At 72.8% G+C, this 17,322-nt stretch carries 17 protein-coding genes; 10 read left to right on the top strand and 7 right to left on the bottom strand.

Annotated elements, in window-relative coordinates; all coding sequences use genetic code 11:
- Positions 1-65: 65 nt before the first annotated feature.
- On the bottom strand, positions 66-860 hold the full coding sequence (locus ABEA15_RS07105; RefSeq protein ID WP_345555955.1) for a helix-turn-helix domain-containing protein: 795 nt from the start codon (positions 858-860) through the stop codon (positions 66-68).
- A 140-nt stretch (positions 861-1,000) separates the two neighbouring features.
- Between ABEA15_RS07105 and ABEA15_RS07100 the strand changes: the two genes are divergently transcribed.
- From ABEA15_RS07100 to ABEA15_RS07085, 4 genes are all read left to right on the top strand, one after another.
- Positions 1,001-1,435 (top strand): nuclear transport factor 2 family protein, encoded by a 435-nt coding sequence (locus ABEA15_RS07100; RefSeq protein ID WP_344141201.1) that lies wholly within the window; start codon positions 1,001-1,003, stop codon positions 1,433-1,435.
- A 109-nt stretch (positions 1,436-1,544) separates the two neighbouring features.
- Positions 1,545-2,186, top strand: a complete 642-nt coding sequence (locus ABEA15_RS07095; RefSeq protein ID WP_345555954.1) for a hypothetical protein — start codon at positions 1,545-1,547, stop codon at positions 2,184-2,186.
- 260 nt (positions 2,187-2,446) lie between these two features.
- Positions 2,447-2,785 (top strand): ArsR/SmtB family transcription factor, encoded by a 339-nt coding sequence (locus tag ABEA15_RS07090; protein WP_344141198.1) that lies wholly within the window; start codon positions 2,447-2,449, stop codon positions 2,783-2,785.
- Entirely contained in the window at positions 2,782-3,171 is a 390-nt protein-coding gene (locus tag ABEA15_RS07085; protein ID WP_344141197.1) for a VOC family protein, read from the top strand. Before ABEA15_RS07090 ends, ABEA15_RS07085 begins: the two co-directional genes overlap by 4 nt.
- Before the next feature lie 116 nt (positions 3,172-3,287).
- On the opposite strand, the gene ABEA15_RS07080 is transcribed toward ABEA15_RS07085, so the two are convergent.
- Entirely contained in the window at positions 3,288-4,028 is a 741-nt protein-coding gene (locus ABEA15_RS07080) for a helix-turn-helix domain-containing protein (protein ID WP_345555953.1), read from the bottom strand.
- Between the two features lie 407 nt (positions 4,029-4,435).
- Here ABEA15_RS07080 and ABEA15_RS07075 point away from each other — a divergent pair, with 407 nt between their 5' ends.
- The gene (locus tag ABEA15_RS07075; RefSeq protein WP_345555952.1) at positions 4,436-5,053 is read left to right on the top strand and encodes a stage II sporulation protein M; all 618 of its coding nucleotides are present in this window, start codon (positions 4,436-4,438) and stop codon (positions 5,051-5,053) included.
- 173 nt (positions 5,054-5,226) lie between these two features.
- On the opposite strand, the gene ABEA15_RS07070 is transcribed toward ABEA15_RS07075, so the two are convergent.
- The 3 genes from ABEA15_RS07070 to ABEA15_RS07060 all read right to left on the bottom strand — a co-directional run bounded on the left by ABEA15_RS07070 (position 5,227) and on the right by ABEA15_RS07060 (position 7,994).
- The gene (locus ABEA15_RS07070; RefSeq protein ID WP_345556092.1) at positions 5,227-5,646 is read right to left on the bottom strand and encodes a RidA family protein; all 420 of its coding nucleotides are present in this window, start codon (positions 5,644-5,646) and stop codon (positions 5,227-5,229) included.
- A 200-nt stretch (positions 5,647-5,846) separates the two neighbouring features.
- The gene (locus tag ABEA15_RS07065) at positions 5,847-6,389 is read right to left on the bottom strand and encodes a GrpB family protein (protein ID WP_345555951.1); all 543 of its coding nucleotides are present in this window, start codon (positions 6,387-6,389) and stop codon (positions 5,847-5,849) included.
- Positions 6,390-6,734: 345 nt separating this feature from the next.
- A complete protein-coding gene (locus ABEA15_RS07060) occupies positions 6,735-7,994 on the bottom strand; it encodes an FAD-dependent oxidoreductase (protein ID WP_345555950.1) in 1,260 nt (419 codons plus the stop codon).
- Positions 7,995-8,252: 258 nt separating this feature from the next.
- Between ABEA15_RS07060 and ABEA15_RS07055 the strand changes: the two genes are divergently transcribed.
- Complete coding sequence (locus tag ABEA15_RS07055) at positions 8,253-8,888, top strand: TetR/AcrR family transcriptional regulator (RefSeq protein ID WP_345555949.1); 636 nt, start codon at positions 8,253-8,255, stop codon at positions 8,886-8,888.
- 123 nt (positions 8,889-9,011) lie between these two features.
- Entirely contained in the window at positions 9,012-9,536 is a 525-nt protein-coding gene (locus tag ABEA15_RS07050) for a hypothetical protein (protein ID WP_345555948.1), read from the top strand.
- Positions 9,537-9,812: 276 nt separating this feature from the next.
- Here the strand turns inward: ABEA15_RS07050 and ABEA15_RS07045 are convergent, their stop codons facing one another.
- Complete coding sequence (locus ABEA15_RS07045; protein WP_345555947.1) at positions 9,813-11,276, bottom strand: PepSY-associated TM helix domain-containing protein; 1,464 nt, start codon at positions 11,274-11,276, stop codon at positions 9,813-9,815.
- Positions 11,277-12,414: 1,138 nt separating this feature from the next.
- Positions 12,415-13,095 carry a TetR/AcrR family transcriptional regulator gene (locus ABEA15_RS07040; RefSeq protein WP_425579370.1) on the bottom strand — a complete coding sequence of 227 codons (681 nt, stop codon included), beginning with the start codon at positions 13,093-13,095 and terminating at the stop codon, positions 12,415-12,417.
- 39 nt (positions 13,096-13,134) lie between these two features.
- Here ABEA15_RS07040 and ABEA15_RS07035 point away from each other — a divergent pair, with 39 nt between their 5' ends.
- The 3 genes from ABEA15_RS07035 (at position 13,135) to ABEA15_RS07025 (ending at position 17,117) form a co-directional block, all read left to right on the top strand.
- Complete coding sequence (locus ABEA15_RS07035) at positions 13,135-14,028, top strand: CPBP family intramembrane glutamic endopeptidase (RefSeq protein ID WP_425579366.1); 894 nt, start codon at positions 13,135-13,137, stop codon at positions 14,026-14,028.
- A 177-nt stretch (positions 14,029-14,205) separates the two neighbouring features.
- Positions 14,206-15,207, top strand: coding sequence for a DUF389 domain-containing protein (locus tag ABEA15_RS07030; protein ID WP_345555944.1), 1,002 nt, complete (start codon positions 14,206-14,208; stop codon positions 15,205-15,207).
- 842 nt (positions 15,208-16,049) lie between these two features.
- Positions 16,050-17,117, top strand: a complete 1,068-nt coding sequence (locus ABEA15_RS07025) for a hypothetical protein (RefSeq protein ID WP_345555943.1) — start codon at positions 16,050-16,052, stop codon at positions 17,115-17,117.
- Positions 17,118-17,322 lie beyond the last annotated feature (205 nt).

The raw sequence follows: 17,322 nt of genomic DNA, 5'->3' as shown, positions 1-17,322 counted from the left end.
GGAGAGCGGGGCCCCACCGGCGGGAGCCGCCCCTCGTGTGCCCGGCCCGCGGCCGGCCTCCCGGCTCACTCCTCCATGGCGCGCAGGAGGCGGGCCGTCGCGGGGTCCGCGGGATAGAACGTCTCGATCGCTATCTCGTCCAGCGTCACGTCGCGCGGCGAGCCGAACACGGTGGTGGTGTAGAGCAGCGCGAGGTCACCGTACTCCGTCGCCATGCGCAGGGGCACCGCGAGGTCGTCGGACGCGTCGGAGGCGGCGCCGTCCTCGGCCGGGTCCCCACCGGGGCCGGGGTATCCCTCCAGTTCGGCGAGCAGCTCGGCCAGGCCGGGCGCGGCGGTGCGGTCGAGCTGCCGGCGGACGCGCCGCAGCACGTGCCGGCGCCACCGGCCCAGGTTGCGGATGCGCGGCGCCAGACCGTCGGGGTGCAGCGTCACGCGCAGCACGTTGATCGCGGGCTTGGTCAGCTCGGGCGGCACGCCGTGCAGGAACGCCGACATCGCGCGGTTCGCCGCGAGCAGTTCCCAGCACACGTTCACCGCGAGCGCCGGGTTCGGCTCCTGGCCGGTGAGGACCGATCGCACCGCGTCGCCGGCGGCACCCAGATCCGTGAAGGGGCGCTCGGGGTGCGCGGGGGCGAACCCGGCCGCCAGGTACAACGCGTTGCGCTCGCGCAGGGGGACGTCCAGCTCCTCGCACAGCCGCTCGATCATGCCCCGGCTCGGGCTGGCCCGGCCGGTCTCGATGTAGCTCAGGTGCCGGGTGGAGACGTCCGCGGCGAGCGACACGTCCAACTGCGAGCGCCGCCGGTGCTCGCGCCAGCGTCGCATCAGCGCTCCTACCGGCTCGGTGGTGACCGTCATGCGGCAACGTTCCCGCACCCGCGGCGGAGCGGCAATGACCTCCCGGGTTATCGACGGGCCGCACCGGTGCCGCCAGTCTCGGAGTACACGGCCGGTGCCGCACCGGCGCCGGCCGCGGCATCCGGAAGGGAGAACACGCCATGACCACCGAAACCGGTACGACCGGCGACGACGGCACCGAGAGCCGCAACGGCGGGGGCACCGCATCGGCCATCGGCCGCTACCTGGAGTTCTGGAACGGCCCGGCCGCTGAGCAGCGCAGACTCGCGCCGGGAGTCTTCACCGAGGACGTCGACTACCGCTCGCCCGTGGCGATGATGTCGGGAACCGAGCCGCTCGTCGCGTTCCGCACGCAGTTCATCGAGCACGCGGGCGACGCCTCGTTCGTCGCCCGGCGGGAACCGGAGCAGCACCACGACCGGATCCGGCTGCTGTGGGAGATCCGGCTCGCCGACGGCACGTCGTTCGCGACCGGCACCGACGTGCTGACGCTCGCCGCGGACGGGCGCATCGCCTCGGTCAGCGCTTTCCTGGACCGCGCGCCCGAGGGCTTCGAGCACGAGGACCACGCGTGACCGCAGGCGGACACATGTCCGAGAAGGTCGCCGACGTCCACCGGTACGAGGCTTCGGCGGGCGGTTCGGCGGCGGAAGAGCGGGAGCGGGGGAGAAAGGGAGCGCAGGCATGCTGTTCATCGAGGTTTTCGCGCCTCAGGGTGCTTTGGGTGCCGAGGGGCGCGAGCTGCTGGCCACGAGGCTGGTGGAGCTGGACGACGGGGTGGACCGGGGTGAGTACCACCCGGAGTCCGTCGAGGAGAACTCGCGCGCGTACACGCAGGTCGTCGTGCACGAGCCGCTGACGTGGTTCGCCGGGGAGCACAAGGTCGGCGCCGACTGGCCGCAGCGCTACGCGGTGCGGGTGCGGCTCCCGTCCCCCTGGGTCAAGGAGGCCGCCGGGGAGTTCGTCGAGCGCTACAACCGCATCGTCGCCAACACCGTGCGGAATGTCCGGGGACCCGGCGCCGAGCCGCAGGTGTGGGTCGAGGTGCACGGCGTCCGCGAAGGGACGCTGGGCCTGGACGGGCAGGTGATGGGTTCCGAGGCGATCACGCGGCTGTTCACGGGCTCGTGGCGGGAGTCCGTTGAGGGCCGGGGACCCGTTCCGGGGCCGGAGCCGGGGACGGTGCACTGCCCGGTGTGCAGCATGGTCGTCAAGCTCGACGGCTCCGCGATCACCCTGGACCACGAGGGCGACGTCTACGGCTACTGCAGCAAGCACTGCCGCAAGGCCCACGCCGAGGAGCTGGGCGTTCCGGTCCCGGCGTGAGGGGAGGGGCGCGGAGCCGCCCGTCGCGGGGCGCCGAGGACGGCGGAGACGGCGCGCACGGCGGGCGGCCGCGCCCTGCCGGCGGGATGAGGGCTGCCCGCTGCCGGTGGTGTGCGGGGAGCGGCGGACCTGAGTATCCGGGTATGCGGGTACGGGTATCGGGGGTCGACGTGCAGGTGGGTGCGGGAATGGCGGGGACGGGAGCTCGAACCTCGACGAACCTTGACATGCAAGCGTTCACTTGCCTAATGTGTTCGAGGGTGGGAGACATATTCAAGGCCCTGGCCGACCCCACGCGGCGGACCATCCTCGACGAGCTGACCGAACGCAACGGCCAGACCCTCTTCGAGATCTGCGCCCGGCTGTCCACCAAGCACGGGATCGGTTCGTCGCGGCAGGCGACCTCGCAGCATCTCGACGTTCTCGAGGAGGCGGGCCTGGTCGCGACCAGGCGCGAGGGCCGATACAAGTTCCACTACATCGACACCGGACCGCTTGAACCGATCGTCGAGCGGTGGCTCAAGAAGACCGGCGAGGACGTCGCCGGCGGCCGCCCTGACACCGGCGCGGATACAGAGGGGACAGAGGGACCGACATGAGGATCAACCTGACGAGCGTGTTCGTCGACGACCAGGAGAAGGCGCTGCGGTTCTACACCGACGTGCTGGGCTTCGTGAAGAAGCACGACGTCCCCCTGGGCGAGGACCGGTGGCTGACCGTGGTCTCTCCGGAGGACCCCGACGGCACCGAACTGCTGCTCGAACCGAGCGGCCACCCGGCGGTAAAGCCGTTCAAGGAGGCGCTGGTCGCCGACGGAATCCCGTTCACCTCGTTCGCCGTCGACGACGTCAAGGCCGAGCATGAGCGGCTGCGCGGGCTCGGCGTGCGCTTCACCCAGGAGCCCGTCGACATGGGTCCGGTCACCGCGGCGGTGCTCGACGACACCTGCGGCAACCTCATCCAGATCGCTCACCAGGCGGTATAGCGGGGCAAAGGGGCTGCAGCGCGACAGTGGGACACGCGGCGGAGCGGTGCCGGGGGGCCGGAGGCAGAGCCGGCGCTGATGGGGGGCGGGCAGCGCCGTCCGTGTCCCGCGCCGGGTCAGGCCGTGCCGTCGCTCGTGTCCGCAGCGTCCTCCGCGAGGAGGGCGGCCAGCCGCTTGAGTACCTGTAGCTGTGCCGGGTTGTACAACTGCACCATCGCCTCGGCCATCGTGTGTTCAGCGTGCTTCGCACCCCGCGGCGCATCCGCCGCCGGGTCCTTCGACCACGGATGCTTCTCGCGCGCTCTGCGGACCGCCGGCAGCATGCGTGCCGCGAGACGGTCGATTGCGGCATCGTCCGCGTCCGGAGGGAGTGCCTCGAACTCCTCATCGGTGCGGTCCGGTTCGCTGAGCAGTTCCCGGAACTCTTCTGTTGACTCCTCGCTGAGTACGGTCGAGTAGATCAGCAGCAAGGATCGCTGTCTGTCGGAGAGGCCGCGAGAGACCGGAGCGAACGCAGGCGGAACGTAGGCCGGCGCGCGGTGGCGCAGGATGACGGCCAGTTCCGCCCGCACGCGGTTGAGCCGGGCGACCGTCGCCTCCAGTTCCGCATCCAGCGCGCGGATCGCCTCGTCCGGGTCCTCGTCCGCTCGTCCCATCGCCGCCACCTCTGACAGCGGGACTCCCAGATCGCTCAACCGCTTGATCTGCAGCAGGCGGATCAAGTGGGGGACCTTGTACTGCTTGTATCCGTTCGCTGTTCGCTCCGGAACGTCCAGCAACCCGATCCTGTGGTAGTACCGAACGGCCTTCACCGTCGTGTCGGCGAGTTCGGCAAGCTGCTGGGTGCTCCATGCCATGCGACGCCTCCCCTCGCTCCGTTACTGCGCGCGGTTTTGCCCCCCACGCTCATATGCAGTCCACACCCTGCCCCAAGGGCACGGTCAAGGCGGCATCCCCGGTGCCTCGCGGTTGCCGGGGCGACCGCCGTTGCGGTCGGTCACCGGCAGATGGAGCCGGCCCTCGTCGGCCCTCGCCGCCCCGTGTCCGGGCCGCGCTTGACCCTGCCCCGAGGACATGGTCTGGAGTGGTGGTCGGCCGCCTGCGAGACGCGTCTCGACGTCCCTGCCGCGGGCTGCACGACTGTGCATCGTGTGAGCGGACAGCACGTCGGCGCGCATCCGCGGCGAGGCGGCCATCCCGGTAGCGGAATGCCGAGTACAGCGCCAAGCGGCTCCTCAGCCGACTCGACCACGGAGCAGGACACATGCGATACCTCCGCACGTCTTTCCAGATCATCCGCGCGAACCTGCGCACCTACGCGGTGCTGAACGCGTTCATGTACGGCCTGTTCCTCATCGGTATGGGGGCCGCGCTGGTCTTCCCGGACCTGAACGCCGCGCAAGTCGCCTCCCAGCAGGAGGACGGAACAGCGGACCTGGTGGCGGCGCTGCTCGGCAACGTCTGGCTGTTCAGTCTGACCATCTTCGCCGTCAACGTGCTGACCGTCGCCGTGGCTACCATCCTGCTGCCCTCGATGCTCGTGCCCTTCGCCGGCATCGTCGCTTTCATGTACCGAGCGTTCAACTTCGGTGTGACCCTCGCTCCGGTCGACGAGACGACGGCGAGACTTCTGGTCCCGCACTCTCTGACGATCCTCATCGAGTTGCAGGCATACGTCCTCGTGACGCTCGCCGCCTACCTGCTCGGGAGGGCCTGGCTGCGCCCGAAGACGGTCGACGCTCGGAACCGCCGTCAGGGATACGTCCGCGGGCTGCGGCAGGTCGGCTGGGTGAGCCTTCCCGCGCTGGTTCTGTTCGTCGTCGGGGCGGTCTATGAGGCCGTCGAGCTCATCTACATCGTTCCGCCTCTCGTTACAGGCTGATACCAAGGTGTCGGCATCCACAACCGGCGACCGCTCGGCCGAACCCGCCGTCTCCCCCTCCGGCGGTCCGACCGGTCAGCTTCCGGTGTCAGGCAGGGCGGGCTGGGGCGGGACAGAGCGGCAGCGCGTCCTGCAATGTCGGGTGGGACATCCCCGGCACCGGGGGCCCACCGCTAATCTCCGGCCGCCACGGCCACCACGGCCACCGCTTCGACTTCCACCAACTGGTCCGGGTATCCCAGGACGGCCACACCCAGGAGCGTGCTCGGAGCGTCGTGGTCGCCCATGTGCTCGCGGACGACCCGCCACGCACTGACCAGGTCTGTCCGGTCTGCGGATGCTACGTACACGGTCGTCTTGACGACGTCGTCCAAAGTGGCTCCGGCGCTGCTCAGGGCCTGACGCAGGTTGCTCATGACCTGGCGGGCCTGGGCGGCGACGTCGCCGCCCGCGACCGTCCGCCCGTCGGCGTCCAGCGGGCAGGCGCCCGCCGTCCAGACCGCGCGCACCGGCCTTTCGCCTCCCTCGGCCAGGTCGGCGTAGGCGGCGTAGGCGTAGTCCACCGCCGCCGCGAGTTCGCTGTCGCGGACCAGCCGAACGCCGGCGCATGGCCGCGTGCGGGCCGCTCCGCCGGAATTTCCGCCGGGACATCCCCGCTCACCGCGAACGTGCTCATCGGAAGGTGCCGCGGACTGGTCCGCGGAGTGTTCGGCGGACTGCTCCTTGGACTGCTTCACGGACTGCTCCTTGGACTGCTTCACGGACTGTTCCGCGGACTGCTCTGCGGACCGCTTCACGGACTGCTCCAGGGATTCGGCCACGAACCATCCCTTTCCCTCCGTGTATGCTTCGCGGTCGTCGCTGTGTCGCCGGACCAGGCGGCGTTCAGATCCGCGTAGCGCCGCGCGAGCCCGTCGTCGCCGCGCAGCGCGTCGCGGAACGCGATCTGCTCGGCCCATCGCGGGTGCCCCGCTCGAATCAGATGCAAGTGGGCCTCGCGCCGCTCTCCGGCGGCGTCGGGCTTGACGAAGAAGCGCCGCCACGGCCGTCCGTCCAGTTCCGGAGGAACAGCGCACCAGCCGTCGGCGGCCAGTCGCTCCGCGGCCCGGTCGGCCGCGGTGTCCGGGTCGCCGACGGAGGCGGCGAGGTCGACGATCGGCTTGGCCGCGAGCCCGGGCACAGCCGTGGACCCGATGTGCTCGACCCCCTCGACCAGCCACGGCGCCAGAATCTCGGCAAGGCGCGCGCGCTCCGCGTCGGCCCGGACAGGCCATCGGGGGTCATAGGAGACGATTTCGGCCGACTCGTGGGCCCAGGTCGGCGGATCGTCGCTCACCCGGCCACCCTAGCGCCGGACCGCCGCGGGCGGCCACGCGGTGGTCCGAGGGCGGTGCGAGCGGGCCGCGTGCGCTCGGCGGGGAGCCGTCTTCCTCGTGCGGCGGGCCGCGGCCGACTGCCGCAGTGTCCCGGGGCGGGGCGCACGTGGTGCTCGGCGGACCGTCGGGCGAGGCCCGTACACCGGCGGACCCGGCGCCCGGCACCCCGGCATCCCGGCGCCCGGCGTCCCGGGGCGTCACATCCGTACGGTGACCGAGATCCGCGGGATCCAGTCCGACGGTGTCGGAGCCGCCCAGACGAAGCGGCACCATGCGCACGCCTCCTCTCGACGGGCCGCAGGGCGCTACGCGTCCCCGCCGTTCCTCACCGCCGGGGCCGACCGCGCCTCGCGGCGGGCGAAGGCGGGCGCGCGCTCGGGGCGTACACCCATCCCGACCAGGTGCGCCGGTATCGCCGAAAGGCGCGGCATCGCCCGTACCGCGGACAGCAGCAGCTTCGGCGGAGCAGGGCGCCGACCCGCCAGGATCGGTCCCAGCAGGCGCCTGTGCAGAATCCGCTGCAGGGTCTGGGTCACCACGGTGGGCAGGCGGCGCCGGCGGCGCACCGCGTCCAGGGTCCGGTCGGTGACGCGGCCGGCGCCGAGCGGCCCGGCGAGCAGGGTCGCGGCGGCCACGGCGTCCTGGACGGCGAGGTTGATGCCCACCCCGCCCAGCGGCGACATGGCGTGCGCGGCGTCGCCGATGCACAGCAGTCCGCCGGTGTGCCAGCGGCGCAGCCGGTCCAACCGCACGTCCAGGTGTTTGACGTCGTCCATGGACTCCAGTTCACCGACGGTGTCGGCCAGTTCGGGCATCAGCCCGACGACGTCGCGGCGCAGCGCCTCGATGCCGCGGGCGCGCAGGTCGGCATCGGTGCCCTTGGGTCCCAGGTAGGCCATCTGCAGGTAGCCCTTGCGGGGGATCGGGACGAGGAGCGCTTGCCGGCCGATGCGCGGGGTCAGGAACGGGGGCACCTCGCCGCGGGCCGGCACCCGGAACCACCAGGCGTCGAACGCGACGGGGTACTCGCGCACGGTCAGACCGGGGTGGCCGCGCGCCATCGACCAGCGGCCGTCGCAGGCCACGGTCAGGTCGGCGCGCAGCTCGCCGGGGCCGCCGGGCCCCTCGTAGCCGACGCCGGCGATACGGCCGCCCTCCTGCAGCAGGCCGGTGGCCTCGGTGCTCATGCGCAGCGTGAAGGAGGGCTCCTCCGCTCCCGCCTCGGCGAGCAGGTTGAGCAGGTCCCACTGCGGGACCATCGCGATGTAGGGGTGGTTCAGCCGCAGTCGGCGGAAGTCGCCCAGGACCAGCTTCCGTTCGTCGGGGCCGTCGAAGGACAACTGCTCGACCCTGCTGTGTGGCAGGGCGGCGAAGCGCTCGCCCAGGCCCAGGTCGTCCAGCAGGCGGATCGTCGTGGGATGGACCGTATCGCCGCGGAAGTCGCGCAGGAAGTCGGCGTGCTTCTCCAGCACCGTGACCTGCACTCCGGCGCGGGACAGCAGCAGGCCGAGCATCATCCCGGCCGGTCCGCCGCCGATGATCGCGCAGGTGGTCGTCTCGCTCATCTGTGAACTCCCTCGTTCTCGATGCGAGCGGCGCGCGGGGCCGCCCGGCCCTCGGCTCGGCCGGACGGCCCCGGCCCCCCGGCCCGCAGTCGGCCGGGTGCGCTTCCGATCGACATCGGTCGATCTCTACAAACGTAGAATTCTACGGGCGTAGATGTCAACGCCTGTGGAGTTTTTACGTGGAGGAGCGTGCTCTCGGCGGCCGGCGTGCGTGGACAGGGCTAGAATTCCCCATGTAGGGAAATCAGAGGAGGCGCCGTGACCACAGGGGACGCTGAGGGGGCCGACAGGCGGCCGGGCGGGCGCAGGCCCGGGAGGAGCGGAACCAAGGAGGCGATCCTGGCCGCGGCCCGCGAGCAGTTCGCCGACAAGGGCTACACCGGCGCGACCTTCCGCGGTATCGCCGCTCAAGCCGGCGTCGACCCGGCCCTGGTGCGGCACTTCTACGGCACCAAGGACCAGTTGTTCGCCGCGACGCTGGCGCTTCCCGGCGAGGCGCTGGGCCGCCTCCAGCAGGCCTTCGAGGGCGGCACCGAAGAGCTGGGCGAGCGGTTCGCCCGCGCGTACCTGGGCCTGTGGGAGGACCCGGAGACCCTTCCGGCGCTGAAGGCGCTCGTGCGCACCGCCCTGACCACCGACCAGACCGCCGACCTGATGCGCGACTTCCTGCAGGAGCGCATCCTGGGAGAGCTCGCTTCGCGGCTGGGCGACGACCAACCGCGCCTGCGGGCCGTGCTGGCGGCCACGCACCTGGTCGGGGCGGCGGTGGCCCGCCACGTGATAGGCGTCGAGCCGCTGGCCTCGCTCGACTTCGAGGACCTGGTGTCCCTGCTGGCCCCGAACCTGCAGAGCTATCTGACCGGTGACCTGCCCGAACACGCCCGCCTTTCGTGACCCGCCGGCGCGGCGGCGCACGCGCCCACCGCCGCCCATTGCCGCCGCCCGCCGCCGCCGACTCCCGTTGGATGACCGCGCCGCCGGCCGGAGCGCCCGGTTGCGCCCTGCCATACTCGTTCCATGTCCGGTCAGAGCGTCCCGCCCCGCCACCGCGCCGCCGCCGGCCTGCTGCGGCTGGCCCGGGCGGGGCACGCACAATGGCTCTTCGGCAACCTCTACGAGGCTGTCGTGAAGGTCCCAGACCTGCTCGCGGAGCGCGCCGGGGAACCCGCCGAGGGAGCGGGATGCGGGGGCGGCGGCGCGCTGACGCCGCTCGGTCCGGGCAGCCCCGTGCGCTACTACGCGGCCGCCATGCCGGCCACGACCCCCGCTGTCCTCGTCGCGGCGGCCATGGGCTGGGACAAGCCGGAGAGCCGGCCGTGGCTCGCCGCGGCCGCCGTGTGCTCGCTCTCCGGCAGCGCGGCGAGCGTCTATCTCGTCCGGGCGATCAACCTGAGGCTGTTCTTCGGCGACCGGGCGCTCAGTACGGCTGAGCGGGAGAGGCTGCTGCGGACCTGGTACCGGGTGAACGCCTTCCGGATGGCCGCGGCCGGTGCGGCGCTGGCGGCCGCGGGCAGGGGAGGCACCCGGCTGCTCCGCCGCTGACCGGCGGGCGCGCCACGGGCCGGGATACCGCAGGATCGCCGGGACACGGCTGTGGGCGGCGGTGACGCCCAGGTGCAGCGTGTCGCCGATGGGGGCGGCGTGCTCCTCGACGCCGCCTCCGCGAGCCGTGCAGCCGCCGGGCGACGGCGGCGTTCGTGTGGCCTGGGCCGCAGCGCCCGGGTGCGGAAACCCGCAGCACCGCACGGAGGCCGCGGCCCGCCCGCGCCGGCGGGCGCGGACGGACCGCGGTCGGCGGGCGGTCTTCCCGCCGACCGGTCAGGGCCGGGGCGGAACCGCCGCGTCCTGCCGTTCCCCGGCGTCCTCGCGCTGCGCGTCGGGGCCGGGCGGGCGGGAGCCCTTCGTCCGGGCGCGCCATCCCAGCAGTACGTCCACGGCCAGGAACAGCAGCAGCGACGCGCCCAGCAGCGGCACCGCGAAGCCGATCAGCGCCAGCAGGAGGACGACCGCGAGCTTGTAGCCCAACGGAAGAGCGCGGAAGGACCCGCGCGGGAAGGGGCGCCCGACGCCCAGCGCGCCCGACCGGGTCGGCCGCCGCTGCCACCACATGCGGTAGCCCATGACGATCACGGTGATCAGGCCGCCGGCCAGCGCGGTGAGCAGGAGCTGGTTGGCCGGGCCGAAGAGCGTGCCCATGTGGGCGTCGATCCCCCACGTGGTGAGCTTGGCCATGAGGGGGTAGTCGGCGAACCGGACGACGTCGGTCACCTCCGCGGTCTCCGCGGAAACCGCCGCCGAGTCCCCCTGAGTGGGCCAGCCGCTGCCGATCTGGTTCACCACGTACGTGGATTCGCCGTCTTCCGGCAGGGCCACCTCGACGGGGCCGTCCAGGCCGGCCTCGCGCGCGCTGGCCAGGACGGCGTCGACCCCGGCGTCGGCACCCGCGTTCGCGCCCGCGTCGCTGGAGGCGGCCGGGGCCGCGGTCGAGACGGCGGGCGTGGTCCAGGCGAGCCGCTCCCGCAGGTCGCCGATGTTGGCGCCGGCGTACTGGGACCAGGTCATGCCGGTAGCGGACAGGAACAGCAGGCCGACCAGCAGCCACAGGCCGGTGGCGCCGTGGATCGACATGGACCGCGCGCGGCCCCGCGAGGTCCCCGCTCCGGGCACCAGCACGCCGCGCACGCCGCCGCCCGCGCGCCACCTGCGCGAGACCCACAGCACGACGCCGCCCAGCGCGACCAGCCACATCCAGCTCGCCGCCAGCTCGCTGTAGTGGCGCCCGAAGTCGCCCATGTGCAGGCTGCGGTGCAGCACGTCGGTCCAGGTGCGCACGGGGAGGGCGCCGCTCGTGCCGTAGGTCTCCATTACGCCGAGGACCTCGCCGCCGTGGGGGTCGACGAACACGGTCATCCGGTGGCTGTCCTCCAACTCGGGTTCGTTGAACAGCACCCGGGTGGAGTCCTCGTCCGTGGTGGCCGGGCGGACCGCGTCGAGCTCCGCGTCGGATACCTCCTCCTCGGCGATCTCCACCTGCTCGCTGAGCGCGAGGGAGTCGCCCGAGGGCGCCACTCGAAGCTGCTCGGCGTAGACCGCCTGCTCGATCTGGGGTGTCCAGACGTACAGCAGTCCGGATACGGCGGCGACCAGGATGAAGGGGGCGACGAACACCCCGGCGTAGAAGTGCAGGCGCAGCACCAGCGGGCGCAGTGCCGCCCATGCCCTGCGATGGTCGGATCCCGAGGGGGGCACGTCCTTAGCGGGCGTGTCGGTCGTCCGTCCCATGTGGGCGGTTCTCCTCTCGTCGTCGGCGCGGTCGCTTCGGCGGCGCTCGGCGCCCCCGAGCGCGCGGTCCGCGCCGATGGTGGGGGTTTCTTTCCATAAGGGTCGTTCGTGAAGGCCGATGAGTTCCCGCCGGATCGTCCTTCTGCGCGCGTCCTGCGGACGCGCGCTTGCGCCGCGACCGGCGGGAGGGCCGAGCCGCGTCGGAGGGGAGGGGAAGGGGGAAGGGGAGGGGATGGTGATGGTGGAAGGCATAGAGGGGGATGTGCGGACTGTCGCATCCGGCGGGGGCATGAAACCACTTATGGTGACAATTCAGCTACCCCGGGAACATGATCCCCGAACCCCCTCATACGGGACGGCTAGGCGGATTTCGCCGCCGTCAGCGCGGAACAGGACCGCAAACCGCCGGCCCGGATCGAGACACCGGGCACGTCCCGAGTTCCGGAGCACCTGAAACACGCGCAACAGCCCACCCGTAATCCCCATCCGCCTCACCCGCCCCTGTGCCGACGATCCGACGAGGAGGGGGCGGGGTCGGGCGTGTCGAGGTGGGGGTGTGGGGGTTCGTCCGGGGCGGGCTCGGGGTCGCGCTCACTGATGGCAGTCCGCGCGGTGGGGTACCGGGGCGGGATCGGCGGTCGCGGTCGCCGGGGTCTGTGCCGCGCCGGACCGAGCGTGCCCAGCGCCGCGCGCGCAGAAGGCCGGGCAGTCTCCGGCCGGCCCGTACCCTGCGGACCGGCCTGCGCCTCACCCGCCCCTGTGCCGACGATCCGACGAGGAGGGGGCGGGGGTGCCGAGGTGGGGGCCCGCGAACCGGCGAGAGCGGGAGCGGTGGCTCGGGTGCGGCGCACGGCCAGCTGCATGTCGGCGGCGGGTGTGGGGGTTCGTTCGGGAAGGGCTCGGGGTCGCGCTCACTGATGGCAGTCCGCGCGGTGGGGTACCGGGGTGGGATCGGCGGCGCGGCCGCCGGAGTCTGTGCCGCGCCGGACCGAGCGTACCCAGCGCCGCGCGCGCAGAAGGCCGGGCCGTCTCCGGCCGGCCCGTACCCTGCGGACCGGCCTGCGCCTCACCCGCCCCGGTGCCGCAGGACACCGCCGCCGCCGTACCCGTCGGAGGCCGTCGTGAGGGCGGGCGCGGGCTACGTGCCGCGCCGAGCAGCGATGCCGGCGAGGACCAGGTCCAGCACCTGGTCGAAGTAGGAGTTCCCCACGGCGAGGGCGTCCGACGCCGAGACCGCCGCGGAGAGGGCGGCGTCCGGCGTGCCCGAGGGCGAGGACGTCGTGCGCAGCGCCACGGCCGTCGTGGCCGCGCCGATGATTTGGTTGGAGATCGCCCGGATCGCGACGGCCTGGTCCTCGTCGCTCCCGCCGCACGCTTGAAGCGCTCCGATGATCCGCCGCGACAGCGCGACCGCGTTCGGTCCGATCAGCGGCCGCGAGCCGGCGAACCCCGCGGCCCAGGTGTGCGCGGTCAGCGCCGCGTAGAACCCGTGGGCGGTCTCCTTGACCGCGGTGTCCCAGGGCGTCTCCGGCCCCGGCAGGGCCGCGGCGGCCCCGGCCAGGACCTCGTCCACCGCCAGGTCCACGAGGTCCTCCCGGCGTTCGACGTACCAGTACAGGCTCGTGGCGTGCACCCCGAGCTCCGCGGCGACCTTGCGCATCGTCAGCGCGGTGGCGCCGTCGCGGTCGAGCAGCGCGACCGTCGCGGCGACGATGCGCTCCCGGCTGAGCGCGGGCTGGGACCGCCGGCCGCGCTGCGGCCGGTGGAAGACGCTGTCGAACTTCCGGTCGGATCGTGGTTCAGCCATGCCCAACAGCATAAGACGGGCCACACGTTGTATGCCTCTATCCAACAGTGTATGTTTCCCGGCATGGCACCTCACCCCACCTCCGTACGGCCGGATTCCGCCGCTTCCCCGACCCCCGAGGACCCGGCGCGTACAGCGGTCATGGCCCCCCGCGGACTCACGGCCTACTTCGTGATCGCCTTCGCCTTCTCCTGGATCGCCTGGTGGGCGGGAGCACGCTTGATCGGCGGCGGCAACCCCCTGCCGGCCGTGCTCGTCGGCGGCTTCGGACCGGCCGTGGCGGCGGTGGCCGTCACCTGGGCCACGCTGGGCCGCTCCGGCGTCGGTGCCCTGTTCCGGCGGTACTCGATCGGGCGGCGGGGCCTGCTCACGCCCTACCTGGTCGCCGCGTCGGCCGTCGCGGCCGTCGCGGCCTCCGCCGCGGTCCCGATCTACCTGGAAGGAACGGCGGTCGACGGGGCGCAGCTGCGCGCGGCACTGGCCCTGGCCCCGGCCAACTTCCTGCTCATCGCGCTGGCCGGCGGCGGCAACGAGGAGCTGGGCTGGCGGGGCTTCGCCCTGCCCCGGCTCCAGGGCGCCCTGTCGCCGCTGGCGGCGAACGCGGTGCTCGGCGGGGTCTGGGCGGTGTGGCACGCCCCTCTGTTCGGCATGGAGGGCACGGTCCAGTCAACGATGTACTTCCCCGCCTACGCCCTGCTCTGCGTCGGCTTGACGGTCGTCCTCGGCTGCGTCTTCAACTCTGCCCGCGGCGGCCTGCTCGCCACGGTGTTCGCCCACACCGCGGTCAACGTCGTCTCGGGCCTCAAGGGCGCGGCGGTCGGGGACGCCGCCGGGGCGGGCGAGGTCGCGCTCGTCGGCCTCGCCGCGGTGGTCCTCGCGCTCGCCACCCGCGGCAACCTGGCCCTGCGCCGACCGCGCGGTGCCGAGGACCGGTCCGCGGACTGATCCGCGCCCGCCCGGCCCGGAACGACGAGCGCGCCCGCCCGGTCGCCGCCCGCGACCGACGGCGCTCGCTGCGTCCCCACGCCCCCGCGCGTTCCCGGCGCGGGCGGACCGGACCGATGAGCGGCGCCGCGTCGTGTCGCCCAAGCGCAGCGAGATCCCGTGGCGATACTCGGACCCATGCTCGGCGGAATCCTCGAACGCGTCCTCGTCGCATCGCAGCTGCGCACATCGGACGACCTGGTGCAGGCCCTCGACCTGTCCGCGGGCGACAGCCGGGCCAAGAGCTCGGCATTCTGGACGATGCTCACCCTTTCGGCGATCATCGCGGCCGGTGGCGTGCTGACCGATTCCACGGCCACGGTGATCGGCGCGATGATCATCGCGCCCCTCTCCACGCCGATCATGGGAATCGCCCTGGGGATCGTGCGCCAGAGCCGGACCGGAGCGGTCAGAACGGTCTGCCTCGGATGCCTCCTCGTGATCGGCGTCGGCGTGGTCTTCGCCGCCGTGATCCCCGGCTCCTACGACCTCCTGGAGAACAGCCAGATCGCGGGGCGCACCTCGCCCGGGCTCATGGACCTCGTCTCCGCCCTGGCGACCGGTGCGGCCGGCGCGGTGGCCCTGTCCCGCAGCGACGTCGCCGCCGTGCTGCCCGGGGTGGCCATCGCGATCTCGCTGGTGCCTCCTCTGGTGGTGGCGGGCGTGTGCCTGGGGCAGGGCGCGGCGCTGCTGGCGGCGGGGGCGGGTGTGCTGTTCCTGTCCAACCTGCTCGCGCTGGTCTTCGCGGGCATGCTGATCTTCGCGGCCTCGGGCTACGGAACTCCCCGGGAGACGCGGGACGAGCGCTCCGCGCGCAGGACGCGCCTCGTTCTGGGCCTGCTGTTCGCGGTGGTGTTCGTGCCCTTGGCCGGCCACACCGCGGCCACCGCCCTGGTCGCCGTGTGGACGGAACGGGCCGAGGCGGCGGCCGGCCGGTGGCTCGCGCAGCGGCCGGACGCCTCGGTGACACGTGTGTACACGGCATCGACGACGATGCACATCGAGGTCCGCGTCCAGGGCTCTCCGCCCCCGGTCGACCCGCTCCTGGCGGACCTGCGGGCACAGCTCCCCGACCGGTTGGGCCTGGTGGTGGAGACGACCTACGGCGAGCGCCTCGACGCCGGGACGGTCGGGGGCTGACGGCCGGGCGAGCGCCGGTCACCGCGGTCACCGGCCGCCGAAGCCGGATCCGAAGACGCGTTCGCGGTCGGTGCGGTCCCCCGACACCCGCGCGCAGGCTCCGGCGAGGAGAGCCGGGGACCGCTGCGGCCCCCGCCTCGATGTGTACGCCGTGACGGGGGTCAAAGGCGGCGGATGAGCTCCAGAAGCGCTCTGGCCAGGATCTCCGCGAACCGCCAGGTCCCCGGACGCCTCCACCAGCGGTGACGCTCCATGTCAGAGGTCATGATTGTCTCCACTCCGATCTCGCTGCGGCCAGGACGAGGGGCTAGGGCCGTTTCGCCCCCGCGCCGCCGGCCTTGGGGTATGCGATTCGACAGCCGGGGTGCCGAGGGGTGCGACGGCCGCTGGACGGGGGTGTCCCGCCGGTTCGTCGGAGCGCGTTCGTCCCTACGTTGCACGGCCGGCCTTCGGGGGTGGGAAACGCCGAGCTGTGCCTGCGCAAGTTCGCGGAGACGACCCATCAAAACCATTGGCTGTTATAAAAACGTTATCTTATATAACAGGTGGGCTGTCAAATGCGACAGAATGTCGCAGAAAGGACGATAGGCGCGAGTCGCCTCTTACGGCTCCGTGGACACCATCCGCGACCGCCGGCTCAGAAAGCCTTCCGACCAAGGTCGGCGGCCGCTTCGCTGTCGGGCCACGGCGCGCACAGGTCGCCGGGGACGGCGCACGGGTACCGGCCGCCCGGCATCCGCCGGGCCGTCGGCACCTCCCGCAGCAGGGCCTTACGCAGGACGACATGTCCTACTACGGTGATTCGGTTTGCTGGTGACAGGGACCGACGAGGGTGGAGCGACGTGGGCTGGAGCGATTTCAACGTGTGGGGGAGGCGTGCCGTGGCGGCCGCGACCGCGGGGGCGCTGCTCGCGGGCGGATACGGCGGCTACGTCTGGGTCAAGGAGCGATCGCCCGGTGACCGGCTCGCCGAGGCGTGCGGCGGGATGCTGCCGGTGGACGAGGTGCTCGCGCTGACGGGCGCGACCGCCAGCGGGTTCGGCGGTCGCGACCTGGAACTCACCAGCGACACCTACGACGTGTCGGAGAGCGTCCGGGAGCCGGGTGCCATTCCGACGACCTGCCGGGCCAACACGCTCAACGTGCGGATCGAGACGGTGGGCGGCAGCCGCTCGGCGTTCGACACCTACACCTTTCACCGGAACGACGCACCCCTGCCGATCCCGCTGCCCGCCGGATGGTCCGGCTTCCTGGTCCCCGAGGACGAGGAGGAGATCGGCGTCTCGGTCCTGCTCGACTGCCCGGAGTGGGACCGCCGGGAGGGAGCCGGAATCCTGGTGAACGTCGAGCGCTACGACACCGACAGCAGCGACGCCTCCGTCCGGGCGCAGGTCGCCCGCGTCGCCACCGGCGCCGCCGAGCGGGCGGCACAGCGCACCGGTTGCGGCGGCGAGCCGGGAGGCAGGATCACCGAGGTCGACTCCACGGCCGGCACCCCCTCCCCTGCGGACACCGAGCGCGCCGACGGGACCTGCCAGGGCATGACCTCGCACCCGAGGATGCAGGAGACGGCGGCGCGGACGGCGCCGGTCGAGTCCTGCCTGCTCACGGACGCGCTGCTGCTGCGGTCGTACTACGGACCGTTCGTGCGCGGCGAAGGCGAGGGGAGGTTCGGGGCGTGGGAGCGGGCCTCCGGCGTCACCGGCTTCACGGCCTGGGGCTCCGCAAAGTGCCGAGGCGCCCTGGGTACCGCGGTGTACGCGCTCCGGCCCGTCAAGGACAGTGACCGCAGCTTCGACTCCGCGCCTCCCACCCGCAGCGAGTACGCGGACCTGCGGCGCTTCGCCGAAGCCTCCGCCGAGCGGCACCACTGCTCATCGCCGAGCCTGCCCGCCGGTCCCCGCGGCTGAGGCGCCGGACCGGCTACCGCCGCCCCCGCCCCGCCGTGCGCGAGCGGGGGCGGTGCGCGGCCGGTTCCGGTTCATGTGGCCCCCTGGTCGGGTGCCTCGGCGAGCGACAGGCTGTTGCCGTCCGGGTCCAGCACGACGACGTGGCGCACGCCGTGTCCGCGAGAAGGCCCGGTGCCCGGCCGCTCCCCGCCGGCCTTCCCGTGTC

Origin of the sequence: Streptomonospora halophila, from assembly GCF_039542725.1 — a bacterium.
GTDB classification, from domain to species: domain Bacteria; phylum Actinomycetota; class Actinomycetes; order Streptosporangiales; family Streptosporangiaceae; genus Streptomonospora; species Streptomonospora halophila.
This window is presented reverse-complemented; position numbering and strand designations above follow the sequence as displayed.